Raw genomic sequence first — 19,602 nt, 5'->3', positions numbered from 1 at the left:
CGATGGTGGTGACAACATGGGGATCGCAGAAGTGTTAACGGTTATTTTTATTGTGCTCAAGCTAACAGAGGTTATAACATGGTCGTGGTGGTTGGTGCTGTTGCCAGCGATGATTTCTTTTAGTATCTACGTGCTTATTTTAATAGTAAAATTTGGCGTCATTATGGTCACGGTCGTGGCAATGAAGAAACGTAAAGAACGATAGGTGTTACCGCAATTGTCACTATTTTTTAAGTTGGGGTGAAAAAGATGAATGACAATGTAGAAGTTTTATTAGAAAATCATGAAGCATTTGTTACATTTCTAAATACTAAGTTAAGAGAGTTTAATGATGAACATTCATCTTATCATAAAGAAATACGAAAGAAGGGTGCAGTGCAGCCTTTAAATATTATTGTTTCCAACGAGAGGTTTATTGGGATTGGTTAGAAATCAATAAGTTTTGGTTTAGCAAGGAGTATCGAAAACAGGGCTTGGGTGGAAAATTGCTTTTACAAGCAGAAGCCACTGCAATCAAAATGGGCGCTAAAAAGGCATTGTTAACTACCTATGATTTTCAAGCGCGAACATTTGATGAAGCAAGAGGTTATCTAGTTGTTGGGGAAATAAAAGATTATCCGCCTGGAAGTAGCTATTTCACGATGGTTAAACAGTTAGTTTAATCACGTCAATAAGGAATTATTAAGGTACAGTGTAAGACGCAATATTTTGGATGGCGCAGTTTGCGTCTTACTACATATGCTGTTCCTGTTACTAGGTCTTCTTGCTAATTTTTATGTCATATTAAAATAATTTTTCAATATACGTCGTGTCCAATTTATCTAATAGCTTATAGTCTTTCATATAATTTTCTTCATATAAATATACAAAAAGGTGGGTTGAATCATCAATCCGTATGCCGATTTCACGATTATCATTAATCTTGAATGTTAACCAGTATGCCTCTTTTACGTCAGACTTGGCAAAAAGCACTTTGCGAATCGCTTTATCTTCGAACAAATGCATCATTTCATCGATTTTCGCTGTATCTGTTATTGTAATTGTTTTCTCATCAGATGCTCGGATAATTTCAATTTCCTTAATCTGTTCAATATCGAGTTGTTCGATTACTTCCTTATTAAAAGTAGAATCTCGAGTAAGTAAAGTTGTCGCCACATAAAGGATGATAAGGGGTAATAGAATCGTGAAAAGTATTTTATATCTTTTTTTCATATTGTTCTCCTTAAATTCTAAAAATTCGCACATATGTATTCTGTTCCACGCTATAATTGAGCATATACTGAAATGATAAAGGATGGCAATAAAATGAACGATAATCATCAAGAAAAAGAGCTTTTTTACCCAGATGGGACATTAATGTACCGTGGTGGCGTTAAGAAAAATGATTTTGGTCATGATATATACGATGGCAAGGGGACGATTTTTGATCAAGAAGGTGAACGATTATTTGAAGGTGAATTTGTTAACCATATGAAGCAAGGTAACGGCATCATGTATTTAAAGGGACAAATGATTTATCAAGGCGAATTTATTCAAAATAAAAAACAAGGCAATGGTATTTTATATAAAGATGGAAAGATTTATTACGAGGGCCATTTTCGCAATGATTTAATGGATGGCTATGGTATTTTGTATTTTGAAGAGACTGTCATTGCACCTTTTAAAAAAATACGGGCGCAATATCCGCATTTAAATCGACCACATTATGAAGGTGAATTTGTACATGGCATGAAAAAAGGGAAAGGTACACAATATTACCCAAGTGGTTTTTTACAATATGAAGGCGATTTTATGTGGAACCATATGCAAGGGGCAGGGAAGCTGTACTATGCCCCCGAAACACCAAGCACAGTGGAAATTGAATCTGCTTTAACCCCCCTTTACTATGAAGGGTATTTTTTTGAAGATATGAAGCATGGTAAAGGAAAAGTGTATTCAAGACAGGGTGTGCTAGAAGCGGAAGGTCAATTTAAAGAGGATGCGATGACAGGGAAAGGCACTCTTTATTATGCCAATGGACAGGCATCTTATATTGGCGACCTTGTAAATGGGGAAAAGCATGGTCGCGGGGATTATTATAATGAGGCTGGTAAAATTATCTATAGCGGGGAGTTTATCCACGGAGAACGTTTACGTATTACGCCTGAAGTAGAGAGAGAGATTAACAAGCTACAGGCGCAATTAGATGGCCTTGTCGGGCTGCCGAATGCCAAGAAGGAATTACATAATTTAATCAACTTCATTAAAATTCAAAGTTTACGTGTCGATCATGGCTTAACGAGTTTTCCAATTACGTATCATCTAGTCTTCTCCGGTAACCCTGGAACAGGCAAAACGACTGTTGCGCGCATTATTGGGCAAATATACAAACATCTTGGTGTATTGTCTAGTGGGCATTTTGTTGAAACCGATCGAGCGGGATTAGTAGCAGGTTATGTTGGTCAAACCGCCTTAAAGGTACAGGAAGTAGTGAAAAAAGCGACCGGTGGTGTGTTATTTATCGACGAGGCTTATTCATTAATTCATGATAAACAAGATGCATTTGGTAAAGAGGCCATTGATAGCTTATTAAAGGCAATGGAGGATTTACGGGATGATTTAGTCATTATTGTAGCTGGTTATACCGAGCTGATGGAGGCATTTTTACAAGCCAATCCAGGTTTTAAATCGCGTTTTAATCATTTTGTGCAGTTTGATAATTTTACTACGGATGAGCTGTATGAAATTTTTGCGATGCTCTGTAAAAATAACGATTATCGTTATGGTGATACCTTTACCCACCATATGAAAGCACAATTAACTCAAATTCCTGTTGAATCCATCCCGAACTTTTCAAATGGACGTTATATCCGAAATGTCTTTGAAAAGCTGGTAACAATCCAGTCGAATCGTTTAATCCAACAGCCTACTATTACAAGAAATGAACTGATGGAATTTACGGCTTCAGATATTGAACAAGCGATTGCGGAAAATCTTTTTGATAGTACGTTTTAATAGCTAGGAAGTTGACGACCTATAAGCATTCATCATATTCACTATGAACGATTCATATAGTGAATAGATGATTTTTATATAGTAGGGAGAATTTGATGAAAAAAATAGTGCCGTTACTATTGTTACTTGGGTGTGTTTTACCAACATTTTTACACATTACAATCACCTTTAATAACAACATCAATGTCAACAAGGGTAGTAAGAAAGAAGATTAGCTATTTATATGAATGCGATGAGGCTGGGACAAAAGAGAAAAAGTGTTAGATTGATGGCAGTCAATCTAACACTTTTTTGCTGCGCCGTTGTTGTCCGCTTCAGCGTTGCTTTCCGCTCAGCACAGTAAGCCGCAACCCTCGCTAACGCGCGGAATACCCGCGTCTTACATTGTATGCGTTCTGAGCAGGAGTCACCGCCTTCGCTACCAACAACTAGTGAACACTTCTATTTTTTTAAAATAGTCAAGTTCCTATAATAGGAAAAATTTACGAACACCTTTCCTCTGTTCCTTAAATTTTTTAGTTATGTCCCATCCTCGTTTAAGTTCTGTACCAATGTTGTTTGACAAAATTTACAATATGTTATATTCTGTTGAAAACATACGATAGCGTATGTTGGAGGGTGAAATGATGCAATTAACAAGAGAAGACTGGATAAAGGCTGGTTTACATCAATTAGCGGACGAAGGCATACATAAAGTTCGTATTGAAACGCTCGCACGTATATTGAACATAAGTAAAGGTAGTTTTTATCACCATTTTCGTGACCATCAAGAACTGTTAGATGCTATGTTCAATTATTGGGAAATGGTTGCTACAAAGCGCATTATTCATAGTATGGAGCAGGAAGATTCGTCATTAGAAGAGCTTTTTACAATCAGTTTTAGTAGTGATAAAAAAATTGAAATAGGCATTTATACTTGGGCTAAATATAACCAAGTTGTTGCAAAGCGGTTAGTCGACATTGAGGAACAGCGAATTCGTTGTATTGCTCATTTATATCAAAAAAAAGGAAGTGATGAATTAGAAGCGGTCGAACGAGCAAGACTTGCTTATTTAACGTATATAGGATGGATGACAAGGTTTACAGAAAATCCTAATTTTACGATAGGAAAAATGCTTGAACTATTACTAAAGATATAACAAGAAAAGAAACATGTCCCTTGCAGTTGAGTAACTTAAGGGACAAATAAATGACCAAAACATACGTTATCGTATGTTTTGGTATGTAGTATACAAAGTGGGAGGGGAATAGGTAATGATCAGTTTACTACTCGTTGTATGTGTTCTGTTTTTGATAAGCATAATACACGTCTATTGGGCATTTGGTGGTCGTTGGGGTGCGATGGTAGTACTCCCTATAAAGAAAGGCGGCCAAGAACCGGCTTTCGTTCCTCGTAAAATAGGAACGTTATTAGTAGCATTCCTTCTTGTGGTAGCAGCTTTCCTACTCTTAATAAAAGGGATTTACTTACGGAATGTGCAAGAATTTAACTTTTTTACACTTGGTTGTACGGTTTGTGCAGTTATATTCTTGATACGAGCAATAGGCGACTTTAAATATGTAGGATTTTTTAAAAAAATAAAACATTCACAGTTTGCAAGAAATGATACATGGTTGTATAGCCCACTCTGTCTCTTCATTTCTTTAGTGTATTTATTTGTACTTTTTTAACTTTGCTTGTACAATCTGACTAGCAATTGGCAATAGAGAGATAGAGGAGGAACGGGATTGAGGCAAATTATTTATTTACTTCGTCATGGAGAAACGGTTTTTAATACGCAAGGACGATACCAAGGCGAGTTGGATTCACCCTTAACCGATGTTGGCATCGAACAAGTTCAACAAAACGCAGTTATGTTAAAAAGCTTACTAGGCAATCCTCAAGATTGGAAAATTATTTCAAGTTCTTTAGGAAGAGCATTGCAGAGCGCAGAAATTATTTGCGAAACGATAGGCTATGATTTTAATGATGTAGTAAAGGATCATCGACTAGCCGAAGTGGCTGTTGGAGATTGGGCTGGGCTTACAATAAAAGAAATTGAAAAGTCTTGGCCAAGTCTTTTAGAAAACACAGACCATTATAATTGGTATTTCAATGCACCGAATGGAGAAAGTTACGACTCGGTTGTTGCTAGATTGACTGATTGGCTCGATAGTGTAAAAGATGAACAAAACGTGATTGTCATATCCCATGGTCTAACTGGGCGGATTTTACGGGGCATTTATGCTGGATTAGCCAAGGACCATGCACTAAAGTTAGATGTATCACAGGATGTATTTTTTAAATTATCCGATAAGAAAATCCAAAACATTTCTCTAGCGTTCGATGATTTTTATTGATATATAGTAGCTTTTATTACGTAACGCGAAATATTGGCGCAATCCTTAAGAATTTCTTCATAAATATCCTACAGGAATATTCATAATTGCCTCCTATTATAATGTGTGGGAGGCGTTTTTTTATGAAAAAGTTTGTATTAATTTGTTGTATTGGTGTCATCGCATTTTTTTTCTATACGAATAAGTCCAAAGAACAAGTAGTGGATATTGAGCTACCTTCGTTACATAGTAAAAATGCTTTATTGGTAAACGATAGCGGAGAGGTGTTATATGAAAAAAATGCGGATGCTATTATCTATCCAGCATCATTAACCAAAATTATGACAGCCATTGTAGCGATTGAGGCGAGTAAAGATCTTCAAATGCAAACGATGGTTACACCACAAACAATTGCAACATATACTGCGCAAAATGCTTCGATGGCAGGCTTTCAGGCAGGTGATTTTGTAACGATTGAGGATTTACTATACGGTACTTTACTTGCATCAGGTGCAGATGCAACAGCCACGCTAGCAACGGCCATTGCAGGGAGTGAGAAAGCGTTTGTGGAACTGATGAACGATAAAGCACTTGAACTAGGGTTAAATGATACTCATTACCAAAATGTTAGTGGGCTTCATGATCCAGCACATATATCGAGTGTTCGTGATATTAGCAAGCTTTTTCAATATGCGATTGAAAATCCTACTTTTTATAAGATTATGACGACAAAAAGCTACACAACACAAGTGCCAAATGAGTTAACGATTGCTAGCACTTTATTTTCAAAAATGGATGGGGTCGAAGGTGCCATTCTTGGTGGCAAAACTGGCTATACACCTGAAGCAGGGCTTTGCTTAGCTTCTTTAATTGAAAAAAATGGCGAAGTGTATATTTTTGTTACGACAAATGCGGAAGGGCATGTTTGGACGCCACCTTTACATGTTGAAGATGCAATGGCTGCATATCAAGCACTATAGGAAGATATGGCATAGCAAGCTGAACGGCTTATGCACCAAAAGTAGAGTAAACCACTTGGAAGCTGCTGATTGGCACATATGTTGGGGATGCTGTGAAGGTTAGCAAACTAGCGATTAACGTATGCATGGAAATACAGTGAAATTTAGATTCTGAATGGATAAGATTACATTATCTCAAATAAAGTTTTTGCAAAAGTATAAGAAGGAATTTAACAGTATGCCGCCGATGTGGATTATCAAAAATCATTCTTACAGAACTTTTCAATTAGCAAATCTAGTTGATTCTTACTATTTTCTGGTATAATAACATTATCAGATTTCAATCCTATGTTTTGTATATATTTTACACGGGAGACGACATCAGTGATTGTAAAAAGGCGGTGTAGAATATTGAAAAAATTATTACCTTTTGCGTTATTATGGGCATTTTTATGTAGTATGGCTATTGGGAATCATGTTTCCGCTCAAGCTAGTATGCCTGCTATCCAACAAGTTCTAAAGGATGCGACGGTGTATGAAGAGGCTTCCACAGAAAGCAAGGTGAATGGCTATATTAAACAAGGCAATTTTGTGCAAGCCTCAGCTTTCAATGAGGAATGGATACATATCCGAATGGCACAGTTAGAGGGGTATGTGGAAGCCTCAACATTAGCAGAGCTAACGCCAGAAAAAGCTGTAGTGGCGAAAAAAGGCAGCCTAAACTTAATGTCCTATCCAAGTCCAAGTGCACAAAAAGTTGGACAGCTATATGAAAATAGTATGTTAATAGTGTATGGCATAGCACCTGGTGGTTGGTCATATGTGCAATATGGACATGAATTTGGCTATGTCGCGACAAATGCGCTGAAAAAACCAACTGCGACAAAAAAGCAGGTAAATGCACCTAAAGGGGCTATTATTCATTTAACTGCGAGCCCAAGCGGTGAAGTGCTAGGCACGCTAGCGCATAAAACCATTGTGCAGCAATATACAATAGTAGCAGGCTGGGCGTATGTGGAAGCTGACAATCAAAAAGGGTACATAAAGGCTTCAGAGCTAACGGACTTAACCGTAAATAATAAAGTTTACAACCAAGGAGTACCAGTAGCAAAAGGAGCGAAAAAGCGGGTGGCTTTAACATTTGATGATGGACCGAATGCGAAAGTTACGCCACAAATATTAGCCATTTTAAAGAAATACAATGTAAAAGCAACATTTTTTATGGTTGGGAAAAATGCTTCTAGCAATGCCAAAATTGTAGAGCAAGTGTATAAGGATGGTCATGAAATTGGCAATCATACATGGAATCATCCGAAGCTAACTAATTTAGCGAAAACAAGCGTTAAAGAAGAAGTGGATCGGACAAGCAACGCCATTTACGCAGCTATTGGTCAATATCCAACTGTTTTTCGCCCACCGTATGGAGCGACAAATGACCAAGTGCGCTCTGTTATCCCAATGCCTTCTATTTTATGGTCGATTGATACACTCGATTGGAAGCATCGCAATGCCGATAAAATATTAATGTATGTCAAAGCATCTGTCAAAGATGGCAGTATTATTTTAATGCATGATATTCATCAAACGACAGCCAACGGGCTCGAAAATGTTATTCTTTATTTACAGAAACAAGGTTATGAATGTGTAACGGTAAGTGACATATTACAATAATGCATTCTATGAAGTTCTTTCTATAATGGAAGAAGCCGTGCAACGGTCTTATAAAGACTATGCACGGCTTTTTTCATGTTATTTAAATAAGTTAATGGTTGTAATAATAATAGGAATACCAAAGACATCAATTAAAAATGCACCTACAATTGGTACAACGAGGAATGCCTTTGTAGAAGGACCGAAGCGTTGAACAACTGCTGACATATTCGCCATTGCATTCGGTGTTGCACCCAAGCCATGTCCTGCAAAGCCTGCCACCATAACTGCTGCATCGTAGTTTTTACCGAGTAATTTAAATAATACAAAAATACAGAATAGAACGATGAATAGTACTTGTACAAAAACAATGACAAATAGAGGTAAAGCTAAATCCGCAATTTCCCATAGTTTAATGCTCATTAACGCCATAGATAGGAAAACACCTAATGTGACGTCACCGATTAAAGAAATACTTTTCATGTTAATGGCATTTGGTTTCACTTTATCTAAAATATTACGGACCAATACAGCGACAAACATGGCACCTACGTAACCTGGTAATACGAAACCTGTAGCTTCGGAGAATAGAGTTCCAACATACGTTCCGACAGCCATACAAAATGTGATGATTACCACTTGTGTAAAGAATGAATCCGATGTAATTTGTTCATGTTTGTTTTCATATTCAATAGCTTCTGCTTCTTGTTCATCTGGTGTTAAATTGTATTTTCCGACTAAATATTTGACAATCGGTCCACCAATTAGACCTCCCGCCACTAAGCCACATGTTGCAGCCGCCGCACCGATTGTCATAGCAGATGAAATTCCTAAATCTTCTAATGTTTGACCGAAAGCAGCCGCCGCACCGTGACCACCTTCCATAGAAACTGCACCTGCCATCATACCGATTAATGGATGAATGCCCATTAGTGAAGCAAGGGATACACCGATAACGTTTTGCATTAGCGCAAGGAACCCACATGCTAGCCAATAAATGACTAATAGCTTACCGCCTAGTTTTACCAGTTTAAAGCTAGCACCTAAACCTATTGTCGTGAAAAAAGTAATCATAAATAAGCTTTGTAATGATGTATCAAGAGATATTTCTAATAGGCCAGTTGTTTTTAATATTGTGGCTAGTGCTGCAAAAAGTAAGCCACCAACAACTGGTGCTGGAATACAGAAACGCTTTAAAAAGTTTATTTTATTAATAAGGAAGCTCCCGAATGCAAATAACGCGACTGCGAGAAATATTGTTGTAATTTGATTAATTTCGATCATGAACCGTTCCTCCTAAGTAAGTTGTTGAGTGCATCATAGACAAAATAAGCACCCAATTTGACTGTTTGACCATTTTCATCTAGTAACGGATTCACTTCACATATATCAAAAGAATGGGTATGTGGATGGGATGCTACTTTTTGAATTACAGCTCGAACCGTTTTGGGATCTAGACCAAAAGGAGAGGGTGCACTAACACCAGGTGCGTAAGCTGTGTTGACAACGTCCATACATAAAGTAAGTAAAATATAATCATGATTATCCATAAATTGCTGTAGATCGTTCATAATATGCGCGTTGTTGTCTGCTGTCATTTGTTCTTCTAACACATAATTTACTTGCAGCTCATGTGCCTTATCAAACAGCTCTTGTGTATTTCCATAACGTTGAATACCTAGTACAAAATAGTCTGTATGTGGATCTTGTTCTAAAATTTGACGGAACATTGTACCGGATGAAGTTTGTTCATCATATGGTCGTAAATCAAAATGTGCATCGATGTTAATAATGCCGATACGGGCATCTTTTTGTAATGCTGCACGAACACCTAAGTAATGCCCATATAATGTTTCATGACCGCCACCAAGGATAATACATTGCATGTTTTTAGCGCGTAGACCTTGAACAATTTCACCGAGCTCTTGTTGTGCATCCTCTAGCGCATGATTGAGGCAAAGAATGTTACCGACATCGATAATTTCCTGTTGCTCATCAAATGTCCACGGTAAGCTTGCCAGTGCACCACGAAGTGCATTGGGTCCATTCGCTGCACCAACACGCCCTTGATTGCGGCGTACCCCTTCATCACATATAAACCCAACAATCCCAGCATTTTTTTGTTGTGAAGCGCTTACATCGGTAATAGCCAATCGTTTTACTTTTTGATGTAATCGGAAACTACTTGGATTAGTAGTTGAATCGATACGACCTTTCCATTGTTTTTGATCTGTCATTGTATACATCTCTTTATCAACTCCATTAACATTATTGTTGTAGTGTTAATTTATTATATATTCACATAATTATATTTACTAATATATAATTATTATTAATCTATAGTTTAAAACTATAAATGGGGGGTAGGTTGTTTTGGATTTAAAACAATTACAATATTTTATCGCTGTTATTGAGCATATGAATTACTCGAAAGCAGCTGAAAAATTGCATATTTCTCAGCCTTCTTTAAGTAATGCTATTAAAAAATTAGAACAAGAAGTTGGTTCTTCTTTACTTGAAAGAAATACAAGAAATTTGCAATTAACCGAAGCAGGTCAGCTTCTATATGAACGAGCAAAAGTTATTTTAAAAAATATGGAAGTGCTAAAAATTGAAATGGACGAGGTCATTGTACATGGTACAAGTGATTTGACCATCGGTGTAATGGAGTCGATTAAGCATTGGTTACCAAAAGCAATTGTCGAATATAAAAAGCGCTATCCACAGATGAAATTTCATTTAGTCGATATTTTAGGTAGCAAGCGTGTCAAGAAATCACTGAAAGGCTATAAAACGCATGTAATTATTACCAATCAATTGATGGACGATGAAGAGCTAGAAGTGAAGTGTTTGTATGAGGAACGACTTGTCGCTGTATTACCTTTACATCATCCGTTAGCGACGAAAGATTTACTGACCATTGCAGATTTAAGCAATGAGCCTTTCATTATTAGTACAGATGGATTTCAAACAAGGCAGGATATTTTGAATGCATTTGAACAAGCGGGTCAAGCAATCAATGTTCAATTTGAAATCGAACGTTTTGAAACGGCTGTATCCCTTGTTCGCGAAAATCTAGGTATTACCATTCTGCCTGAAAACTATTTACAGGGGCCAACCGCGAAGACGATTGTTCAAAAAGAAATTGATTGCCCTAATTTACAAAGGAATGTTTATTTAGTGTATTTAAAAAATCGACATCTGCCCTTTGCAATCCGACAATTCATTGATGGTGTTATACATTATTTTGATAGTAAAAGATAATGTTGATGATATTTTAATATAGTTATTATTTTTTATGGCTGTAAAAAGAAGACATAATGGAGATGCTTTTTTTAGCTGTTTTTGCATATGGATTTTCTCTTTTATTCAAATTTTTATGGAATAGATGATTGATTTACATGCCGTATAGCGGTAACATTTAATGTAAGAATAAGAATGAATAATCATTCATTTTTCATTCGTGTTGTCAATCAAAGGGGGGCTTTCATATGAATTTTTCTTATAGTGAAAAAGTAGTAGAACTGCAAGGAAAACTGACGAAATTTATGGAGCAGTATATTTATCCAAATGAGGCACTGTATGCGGCACAGGTGGAAGCAATGGCGAATCGTTGGGGAGCGATTCCTCCGATTATGGAAGAATTGAAGCGTAAAGCACAGGAAGCGGGGCTATGGAATTTATTTTTACCTGATAGCGAGTATGGCGCAGGTTTATCGAATATAGAATATGCTCCTTTATGTGAAATTATGGGCCGATCATTAATAGCGCCGGAAGTCTTTAACTGCAATGCGCCGGATACGGGGAACATGGAGGTACTTGTACGCTATGGGTCGGATAAGCAAAAAAAAGAGTGGTTAGAGCCGCTATTGCGTGGAGAAATCCGCTCTTGCTTTGCGATGACGGAGCCTGCAGTGGCCTCTAGTGATGCGACCAATATTGAGGCTAGCATTGAACGAGATGGTGATCAGTATATTTTAAACGGTCATAAGTGGTGGACAACCGGGGCTGGCGATCCACGCTGTAAAGTCGCGATTTTTATGGGAAAACATAAGGATTCTACAGCTTCGATCCATGAGCAACAATCAATGATTCTAGTTCCAATGGATACACCAGGTGTCAAAATAAAGCGCATGCTAACTGCCTTTGGCTATGATCATGCACCTGAAGGTCATGGAGAGGTTACGTTTACAAATGTACGAGTACCTGTGGACAATATTTTATGGGGTGAAGGGAAAGGTTTTGCGATTGCTCAAGGTCGTTTAGGCCCAGGCCGCATTCATCATTGCATGCGTCTTATCGGAGCAGCTGAACGCGCTTTAGAAGAAATGTGTAGCCGCTTACTAGAGCGTCAAGCCTTCCATCGACCGCTAGCAGACCAAGGCGTGATGCGTGAACGAATAGCAGAATCACGTATTGATATTGAACAGGCAAGGCTGCTTACGTTAAAAGCAGCATACATGATGGATACAGTAGGGAATAAAGAGGCGAAGGCTGAAATTGCGATGATTAAAGTAGTCGCACCGAATATGGCATTGCGTGTCATCGACCGTGCCATTCAAGCATTTGGTGCTGCTGGCGTTGGACCTGATACGACGCTCGCTGCTCAGTGGGCCAATTCACGCACATTGCGTTTAGCAGATGGACCAGACGAGGTGCATCGTAATACTGTAGCGAAATTGGAACTGAAAAAACATGCCCCAAAGCAAAAGGAGCTGGTAAAATGACTGTTCTTGACCTATTTAGCTTGCAAGGGAAAACCGCTATTGTTACAGGTGGTGGTCGTGGACTTGGTGCACAAATTGCGCAAGGCTTTGCAGAGGCTGGTGCCAACGTTGTGCTGTGCTCACGCAAAGTGGAGGCTTGTGAGGAAATGGCGACACAACTCGCACAATTAGGTGTCCAGACACTTGCGCTTGCCTGTGATGTGACGAAACCAGAGGAAATTGCCCATGTTGTGTCAAAAACATTAGAGACCTTTGGTAAGATTGATATTTTAGTAAACAATAGTGGTGCTTCATGGGGGGCGCCGGCTGTCGATATGCCATACGAGGCATGGCAAAAGGTGTTTGATGTGAACGTCAACGGTACATTTTTAATGACGCAGGCTGTTGGTAAGGTGATGCTTGCACAAAAAGCGGGGAAAATTATTAATATTGCTTCTATTGCAGGGCTTGGTGGTACACTCCCTGATTTTATGGATACAATTGGTTATAACGCTAGTAAAGGTGCAGTTATTACGTTAACCAAAGATTTAGCGGTGAAATGGGGACCATCAGGCATAAACATTAATGCCATTGCCCCTGGATTTTTCCCAACGAAAATGTCAAATGTTTTAATAGAACGAGGACAAGATTATTTGATGGGGGCTACACCTTTAAAGCGTCTAGGTGCTGAAAATGATTTGAAGGGCGTTGCATTATTTTTAGCAGCTGCAGCTTCGGATTATGTTACAGGTGAGGTGATTGTGGTAGATGGTGGAATGAGTGCAATTATTTAAGGGGGGTTCCTATGGATACGATACAAGTAAGGGCAAGTGAACGAATCGATACAGAGCAATTACATGCTTTTTTAAAGCGACATTTCCCAGACTTACCAGAGGGGAAACTAGAAATTTCTCAATTTAGTGCGGGTCATTCTAATTTAACTTACTGTTTAAAAATAGCGGATTTTGAAATTGTACTTCGCAGACCACCTCTTGGGCCAGTGGCAAAAAAAGCGCATGATATGAAGCGTGAATTTACCATTTTATCGGCGCTTCATCCGTTTTTAGCTGTTGTACCAAAACCATATGTATACGTCGATGATGTCTGCATTATCGGCAGTGACTTTTTCTTAATGGAACGAAAAAAAGGTGTCGTGTTGGACACACGTTTCCCATCAGGGACAGAATCGACAATAGCACTTGCACGTCAATTGTCTGAAAAAATGGTGGAATCACTTGTAGCGCTCCATGCCATTCCATATAAGGAAACGGCTTTAAAGGATATGGTCAAGCCTGAAGGGTTTATGGAACGCCAAGTGGTTAGTTGGGTTGACCGTTATGAGAAAGCAAAAACAGCTGAGCTGTCAGAGGTAGCAGCGCTAACGGCTTGGTTAAAGGCTAATATACCGACAAATAATGAAGCGACAATTATTCACTATGACTATAAGTTCAACAATGCGATGTTTTCACAAGATTACTCAGAAATGATTGGGCTTTTTGATTGGGAAATGACAACAGTGGGTGATCCGTTAGCAGATCTCGGTGTTGCGATGAGTTATTGGATGCATGCAGATGATCCAAAAATGTTGTTGTATGCATTAGGGGAGCCACCGATTACGGTTCATCCTGGATTTTATTCGAGAGAGGAATTTATCGCGCACTATGCGGAGAAAAGTGGTCGAGATGTCTCAACAATCGGCTATTATATAACGTTTGCTTATTTTAAATTAGCGGTCATTTGCCAACAAATTTATTATCGTTATGTCAACGGACAAACGAAGGACGATCGTTTCGCACAAATGGATACAATGGTAGCTGCGCTTATACAACAAGCTGCTAAAAGTATTAAATAGAAGTATAGCTACAGTTTGATTGTAGATAATCCTGCGATTCAGGTTTATCTACAATCTTTTTTTGATGGTAGCTAATTTAATTGATAGATAACAACTACAGATTATCCGACACTATAATTTGTATTTTTAAATTATCCTCTCGCACCAACTTTATTATGCAATACAAAATATTCACGATAAAGAAATAAAAGAGGGGGAATGCATGTTCTTCTTTGGGGGAAGGAACTAGGCAGAAATAGCGAAATCAGTATTTTGCGTAAAAACTTCATTAAGATGTTGTTTTTCTTAGGCTGTCTGAACTCTCTTGTTAAATTTCCTTTTAATAGAACCATCAAATTTAATGTCGAATATTTAAGAAATTCTCGTATTCGAACTGAAAAAATGTCGAAAAAATGAATTTTAAGAGTAAATATGTATTAAATGTATTAAAATTTTTTAAATATTCAATTAATATATAATTGTCGAGAAAGACAAAACTATTAAATGTATTAAAGGAGGTTTATATGAAAAAGTATCTTTTTTTATATTTGCTACCTTAATCATTATCTTAGTGTTTACTCATCATGTTGTATCAGAAAATCAGGAAGTCCAAAAGGAAAAGCTTAAGGTGGCAATTTTAGATAGTGGCATTAATGAAGAATTTTTGGAAAGTGGTATTGTTGATGAATTTAATGCTATCGACCCGACATCGCCGACTATTGATGAAATGAGTCATGGAACTCCAATTGCCAATATTATTGAAAATAGTGAGATAGACTTGATTGATGTGAAAGTTTTGAACAAGGACGGTAAGGGGAAGGCAGATGACTTAGTTAAAGCCATAGAATGGTGTATTGAGCAAAAAGTAGATATTATCAATATCAGCTTTGGATATCAAACGGAAAATTTAGCTGTCAAAACTGTTATTGGTAAAGCCGTTGCAAATGGAATTCTTATTATAGCAGCGGCTGGTAACACTTTCGGTTTTGGTGTTGATTATCCAGCAAAATATGATGAAGTGATATCTATTACTGCGACTGATAAAGAATTGAGACGACTTAGTTCAACAGGAAAAGGAAAAATTGATTTTGCCTTTGTGGGAGAAGACGTCGTAGCTATAGACAAAGATGGATATTATAGAAAATTTACTGGGACGTCCTTTGCAACTGCAAAGGCTACTAAATATATTTCCAGTCTAATCGTTGCACAAAATAAATCGTTAAGTAAGGAATCAATAGTGGCACTGTTAAAGCAGCAAGCAAAAGATTTAGGTGAAGAAGGTTTTGATCGTGAATATGGATATGGGGTTATAGAAGATAATTAATAACGAAAGGAGATTATTTATGAAAAAGATTATCTCTATATTAATGGTTATTTTTTTAATTTTCGGTGTAACTATCCCGCATGCAGGTGCAAGTACGATTATTCCTATAAATAAGCTTTCTAACGAAAATAATGATGAAAAACAGTTTCAAAATGATATTGATACAGAAATTAAAGAAGCAGAAAAGGAAATAAGGAAAGAGATAGAAAAAGAAATTACAAATTTATATGGAAAGGAAACACTTGAAGATATTGAATCTTTGGACTTAGGCATTGAAATCCTTAAAAATGGACAAATTATTGTAACTCTTAATTTGAATACAACTGATTTCGAAGCTGGATTTGAGTTAGATATGTATCCAGAAAGCGATACTATTATCTTAACTAGTACCTTTATAGACGAAAAAGGTGAAGAGATTCATAAAAAACTTGCCGCAGTTGTACATGAGAACAATGACGATGTATTTAAAGCAAGTTTACAAGACATCGAAACAGGTGAAGTTTACAATATTGACACAACTGAATTAAATGCTTCTGTATTACCGGTCTTTGTGTATGTTGTTGGAGGAGTTGCAATTCGAACAACTGCAAGATATGTTCTTGGAATACCAATTAAAAACTTATCTCATAGAGGCTTTAATAGTTTTGACTCTTTAAGGAAATTCTTGGGGAATGCTGGTGTAAATAGACAATGGCATCATATTGTTGAACAATCACAAATTGCAAAGTCTGGCTTTAGTAAAACATCTATTCACAATACTCGTAATATCGTATCCATTGATATACAACATCATCAAAGAATTACAGGATACTATAATTCTATTCAACCTCATACGCAAGGTAAACGAGTAAGGGATTGGTTAGCAGGAAAGAGTTGGGATTATCAATACGATTATGGTATAAAAATTATGGATAGATTACGATAATAACTTGAGGTGATAATGTGCAAGATGAGAAAATATTAGTTGAAGAGTTTATTAATCATTGCTTGATAGCAGAAGAAACTCAGATGACTGGAGATTATAAAAGAGGAAACAAATCCAATAAGGCGCTGCTTGCTATTTTGGAGCAACTAAAGCAATCATCTGAACTTGCAACAGACGTGTTAGATGAGCTGTTTTTACATGAAAATCCTTTTGTCTTATATGTTTGTAGTATTTATGCAATTGTATTGAACTATCGTAGAGCTGAAGCTTTAAAAATGCTTGAAAAGATTGCAGGAATGGAACAGAATATGACCAGTTTTCATGCAAGTATAGTTCTTGAACAATATGAATCCGGCGAACTTTTTAAACTGTATGGTGTAAGTAAATAAGCTACCATTAAGGAAATGGCTTAGCGATGATAGTTGTTGGTTTTTTCTAAATTAACTTAAAAGTGGTGATTTAGATGGATAGTCAAATGAGTTTACTAATGGAGGTTCATGATTTAATTGAAGAATACTCTAAAATGGGTGATAGTCTACGAAATCCAGAAAACGCGATAATAGGCATAGAGGATGAGCTTAAATTAAGTGTTGAAGAAGTCAAAGCGTTAAAAGCAAATGAATTTGATTTTCATAGTATTTGTGGCATTGAAAAGATTGTTCGCGATCGGATGCTTTCAACCTTTTTTCACTTTTTCTGTATTGTAGATGGTGTTGGTGATCCTAAATTTAGAAAAGATAATACGGTGTGGTTAGGGCTAAAATTAGAACAGAGAGGTCTAGATGAGGAACGAGAGTATGAGGAATTTCTACATGATATGCTATATGAAGCATATTGGAAATGGCGAGAATTGAAATCTTAAGATTGTAGATTTGATTTGTGGATAGTTTTTAAAAATTCATACAGCTAATCAATAAAAGTACTTTAAACAAGGCTACATCTATCTGTTTAGAGTACTTTTATTGCATTAAAGTGGTTATAGACTGGGCTGTTTGCTTGGATACAAATGATGATAGATAAACGTTGCTATTCATTGCTAAGACTATAGAATGATAGCAGTCCTAAACAGAAAATGAAGAGTAATGTTAAAAAAATAAAGAAAATAGTTTTACTTTTCACGAAATTCACCTCTCTCTTACTCTTATCTGTTTCTGAAGTACCTCATAAATGTTCATATGTAAAACTACGTAATTTATATACTAGAATTAAATAACTGAAAAATCAAATAATTAAAAGTTGGAAAGGGTGCATTATATGTCTTACAAATATAATAAATATGTAAGCTTTATTACTGCGATATCTATCCTTGTACTAATTTTATTCGTTACTAATAAAGTAAGCAAAGAGGTGTTTTTCCTCTTATTTGCTCCTCTAAGTATAGCAATGCTAATATTGGGATTTTTAACGTTTAGAAACGCTTTGAAAGATAAAGAAAAGATTGATTTACATGCATCAGATATCAAAAGAAAATTTAAAAAATAGAATGAAAACTAAGTAGTATGGCTGTATTTATACAATAGAAAAGAACAGCTTTCGTAAATGTCGGTAAGCTTATTTAATACAAAGTTAGCCTTGCTAAACTAATATATAGTAGGTGTTTATATATGAAAGCTACGAAAATATTAGTTGAAGAGTTTATCAAACATGCCTTAATAGCAGAACAAACACAGATGAATGGAGATTATAAAAGAGGAAATAAATCAAATAAGGCGTTGCTAGCTATTTTGGATCAATTAAAGCAATCATCTGAACTTGCAACAGCCGTGTTAGATGAGTTGTTTTTACATGAAAATTCTTTTGTCCTATATGTTTGCAGTATCTATGCAATTATAGTGGACTATCGCAGAGCTGATGCTGTAAAAATGCTTGAAAAGATTGCAGGAATCGAACAGAATAATATGACCGGTTTTCATGCCGGCATAGTTCTTGAACAATATCAATCCGGTGAACTTTTTAAACTGTATGGCGTAAATAATAACAGCTGCCACTAAGGAAATGGCTCAGCAATGATAGTTGAGGATTTTTTTGGAAATTAACTTAAAAGTGGTGATATAGATTATTCAGCCTGGATTTTTTATTTCAAGAAATATAACACTTACCAATAGTAAATTTTTATAGTAGTCTGAATTATAATAATATTGAAAATAATGATGTTATTAGTTATAATCAAAATGATTTATAATATAAAGGAGATGATGAAGGAAATGAAGAGACTAAGTATTTTGTTGTGCGCGTTTACATTAGTTTTTGGAATTTTTGCATTTTCAGGAATCTCTTTAGCTGCAGAGGAAACAAGCTTTAATGATGTTGGGGAATTTACACCAATAGCAGAACCAGTAACAGAACTACCTCTTGGTTTTGACATCAATAAAGAATATGAAGATGGCGAAATAATATCAGAGACAATCACTAAATCTGATATTAATCCAAGAGGTTTTTATCTTTATGCAGATGCATCGCATCAAGTATACTATACATTTAATAGCTCTATACCAACATTGTATCCTTATGAAAAATGGATTGATGGATATTTATATAAAGGAAATCTAAGATTACAAGGAGCTGTGCCAGCGGGAAAGGGTTATTTAGCTACATATAGTGGAAAGATTTCTACATTTATTAACTAAAATAACGTTCTACTATACAAGAAAAGCCACGTTCATTTATATGCGCGTGGCTATTTTTGGTTAAAACTGTATATTGTTCAGTCTATTTGTAAAATACCAGCTATTTAAAAAGGTAGAAAGGGTGATTGTATGTCTTACAAAGATAATAAATATGTAAGCTTTATTACTGCGATAACTATCCTTATACTAATTTTATTCTTTACTAATAAAGTCAGCAAAGAGGTGTTTTTACTCTTATATGTGCCTCTAAGTATAGCAATGCTAATC

Annotated in this window: 22 protein-coding genes; 19 read left to right on the top strand and 3 right to left on the bottom strand. The window is 36.4% G+C overall.

The genetic code is table 11. The annotated features are described in order from the left end of the window. The first annotated feature begins 16 nt into the window (after positions 1-16). The 3 genes from FC748_RS07565 to FC748_RS07555 are packed head-to-tail and all read left to right on the top strand — an operon-like array spanning position 17 to position 662. Positions 17-205, top strand: coding sequence for a transmembrane Fragile-X-F protein (locus FC748_RS07565; protein ID WP_108030912.1), 189 nt, complete (start codon positions 17-19; stop codon positions 203-205). A gap of 44 nt (positions 206-249) precedes the next feature. Next, positions 250-429, top strand: coding sequence for a hypothetical protein (locus tag FC748_RS07560; RefSeq protein WP_036204891.1), 180 nt, complete (start codon positions 250-252; stop codon positions 427-429). 44 nt (positions 430-473) lie between these two features. Beyond that, positions 474-662 (top strand): N-acetyltransferase, encoded by a 189-nt coding sequence (locus FC748_RS07555; protein ID WP_227665437.1) that lies wholly within the window; start codon positions 474-476, stop codon positions 660-662. A 121-nt stretch (positions 663-783) separates the two neighbouring features. On the opposite strand, the gene FC748_RS07550 is transcribed toward FC748_RS07555, so the two are convergent. After that, the gene (locus FC748_RS07550) at positions 784-1,212 is read right to left on the bottom strand and encodes a hypothetical protein (RefSeq protein WP_108030911.1); all 429 of its coding nucleotides are present in this window, start codon (positions 1,210-1,212) and stop codon (positions 784-786) included. 93 nt (positions 1,213-1,305) lie between these two features. Between FC748_RS07550 and FC748_RS07545 the strand changes: the two genes are divergently transcribed. The 6 genes from FC748_RS07545 (at position 1,306) to FC748_RS07520 (ending at position 7,943) form a co-directional block, all read left to right on the top strand. Then, positions 1,306-2,994 (top strand): AAA family ATPase, encoded by a 1,689-nt coding sequence (locus tag FC748_RS07545; RefSeq protein WP_108030910.1) that lies wholly within the window; start codon positions 1,306-1,308, stop codon positions 2,992-2,994. A 626-nt stretch (positions 2,995-3,620) separates the two neighbouring features. Continuing rightward, entirely contained in the window at positions 3,621-4,133 is a 513-nt protein-coding gene (locus FC748_RS07540; protein WP_108030909.1) for a TetR/AcrR family transcriptional regulator, read from the top strand. Positions 4,134-4,248: 115 nt separating this feature from the next. Continuing rightward, a complete protein-coding gene (locus FC748_RS07535; RefSeq protein WP_108030908.1) occupies positions 4,249-4,665 on the top strand; it encodes a DUF3995 domain-containing protein in 417 nt (138 codons plus the stop codon). 57 nt (positions 4,666-4,722) lie between these two features. Next, positions 4,723-5,334 (top strand): histidine phosphatase family protein, encoded by a 612-nt coding sequence (locus tag FC748_RS07530; RefSeq protein ID WP_024361896.1) that lies wholly within the window; start codon positions 4,723-4,725, stop codon positions 5,332-5,334. 122 nt (positions 5,335-5,456) lie between these two features. Beyond that, on the top strand, positions 5,457-6,293 hold the full coding sequence (locus FC748_RS07525) for a D-alanyl-D-alanine carboxypeptidase family protein (protein ID WP_108030907.1): 837 nt from the start codon (positions 5,457-5,459) through the stop codon (positions 6,291-6,293). A gap of 390 nt (positions 6,294-6,683) precedes the next feature. Next, positions 6,684-7,943 carry a polysaccharide deacetylase family protein gene (locus FC748_RS07520; RefSeq protein WP_108030906.1) on the top strand — a complete coding sequence of 420 codons (1,260 nt, stop codon included), beginning with the start codon at positions 6,684-6,686 and terminating at the stop codon, positions 7,941-7,943. A gap of 78 nt (positions 7,944-8,021) precedes the next feature. On the opposite strand, the gene gltS is transcribed toward FC748_RS07520, so the two are convergent. Together gltS and hutG are read right to left on the bottom strand one after the other, a co-directional pair. Further along, complete coding sequence (gene gltS / locus FC748_RS07515; protein WP_024361893.1) at positions 8,022-9,206, bottom strand: sodium/glutamate symporter; 1,185 nt, start codon at positions 9,204-9,206, stop codon at positions 8,022-8,024. Further along, a complete protein-coding gene (gene hutG, locus FC748_RS07510) occupies positions 9,203-10,168 on the bottom strand; it encodes a formimidoylglutamase (RefSeq protein ID WP_108030905.1) in 966 nt (321 codons plus the stop codon). The genes gltS and hutG overlap by 4 nt, the downstream gene beginning before the upstream one ends. A 127-nt stretch (positions 10,169-10,295) precedes the next feature. Between hutG and FC748_RS07505 the strand changes: the two genes are divergently transcribed. The 10 genes from FC748_RS07505 (at position 10,296) to FC748_RS07460 (ending at position 19,335) form a co-directional block, all read left to right on the top strand. Next, on the top strand, positions 10,296-11,186 hold the full coding sequence (locus FC748_RS07505; protein ID WP_025219386.1) for a LysR family transcriptional regulator: 891 nt from the start codon (positions 10,296-10,298) through the stop codon (positions 11,184-11,186). 227 nt (positions 11,187-11,413) lie between these two features. Beyond that, positions 11,414-12,649, top strand: a complete 1,236-nt coding sequence (locus FC748_RS07500; RefSeq protein ID WP_108030904.1) for an acyl-CoA dehydrogenase family protein — start codon at positions 11,414-11,416, stop codon at positions 12,647-12,649. After that, positions 12,646-13,422, top strand: a complete 777-nt coding sequence (locus FC748_RS07495; RefSeq protein ID WP_108030903.1) for an SDR family oxidoreductase — start codon at positions 12,646-12,648, stop codon at positions 13,420-13,422. Before FC748_RS07500 ends, FC748_RS07495 begins: the two co-directional genes overlap by 4 nt. 11 nt (positions 13,423-13,433) lie before the next feature. Then, positions 13,434-14,480 (top strand): phosphotransferase family protein, encoded by a 1,047-nt coding sequence (locus FC748_RS07490; RefSeq protein WP_108030902.1) that lies wholly within the window; start codon positions 13,434-13,436, stop codon positions 14,478-14,480. A 607-nt stretch (positions 14,481-15,087) separates the two neighbouring features. Next, positions 15,088-15,783 (top strand): S8 family serine peptidase, encoded by a 696-nt coding sequence (locus FC748_RS07485; protein WP_167492651.1) that lies wholly within the window; start codon positions 15,088-15,090, stop codon positions 15,781-15,783. Positions 15,784-15,802: 19 nt separating this feature from the next. Then, positions 15,803-16,708 (top strand): SAR2788 family putative toxin, encoded by a 906-nt coding sequence (locus tag FC748_RS07480; RefSeq protein ID WP_108030899.1) that lies wholly within the window; start codon positions 15,803-15,805, stop codon positions 16,706-16,708. A gap of 17 nt (positions 16,709-16,725) precedes the next feature. Beyond that, a complete protein-coding gene (locus FC748_RS07475) occupies positions 16,726-17,097 on the top strand; it encodes a hypothetical protein (protein WP_108030898.1) in 372 nt (123 codons plus the stop codon). A gap of 74 nt (positions 17,098-17,171) precedes the next feature. Then, a complete protein-coding gene (locus FC748_RS07470) occupies positions 17,172-17,570 on the top strand; it encodes a hypothetical protein (protein WP_108030897.1) in 399 nt (132 codons plus the stop codon). A 742-nt stretch (positions 17,571-18,312) separates the two neighbouring features. Then, positions 18,313-18,699 (top strand): hypothetical protein, encoded by a 387-nt coding sequence (locus FC748_RS07465; RefSeq protein WP_108030895.1) that lies wholly within the window; start codon positions 18,313-18,315, stop codon positions 18,697-18,699. Between the two features lie 213 nt (positions 18,700-18,912). Further along, positions 18,913-19,335, top strand: a complete 423-nt coding sequence (locus tag FC748_RS07460; RefSeq protein ID WP_025219393.1) for a hypothetical protein — start codon at positions 18,913-18,915, stop codon at positions 19,333-19,335. The last annotated feature ends 267 nt before the right edge of the window (positions 19,336-19,602 follow it).

Origin of the sequence: Lysinibacillus sphaericus, assembly GCF_005217585.1 — a bacterium.
GTDB classification, from domain to species: domain Bacteria; phylum Bacillota; class Bacilli; order Bacillales_A; family Planococcaceae; genus Lysinibacillus; species Lysinibacillus sphaericus.
The sequence above is the reverse complement of the archived record's forward strand: the minus strand, read 5'-3'. Positions and strand labels throughout refer to the sequence as shown.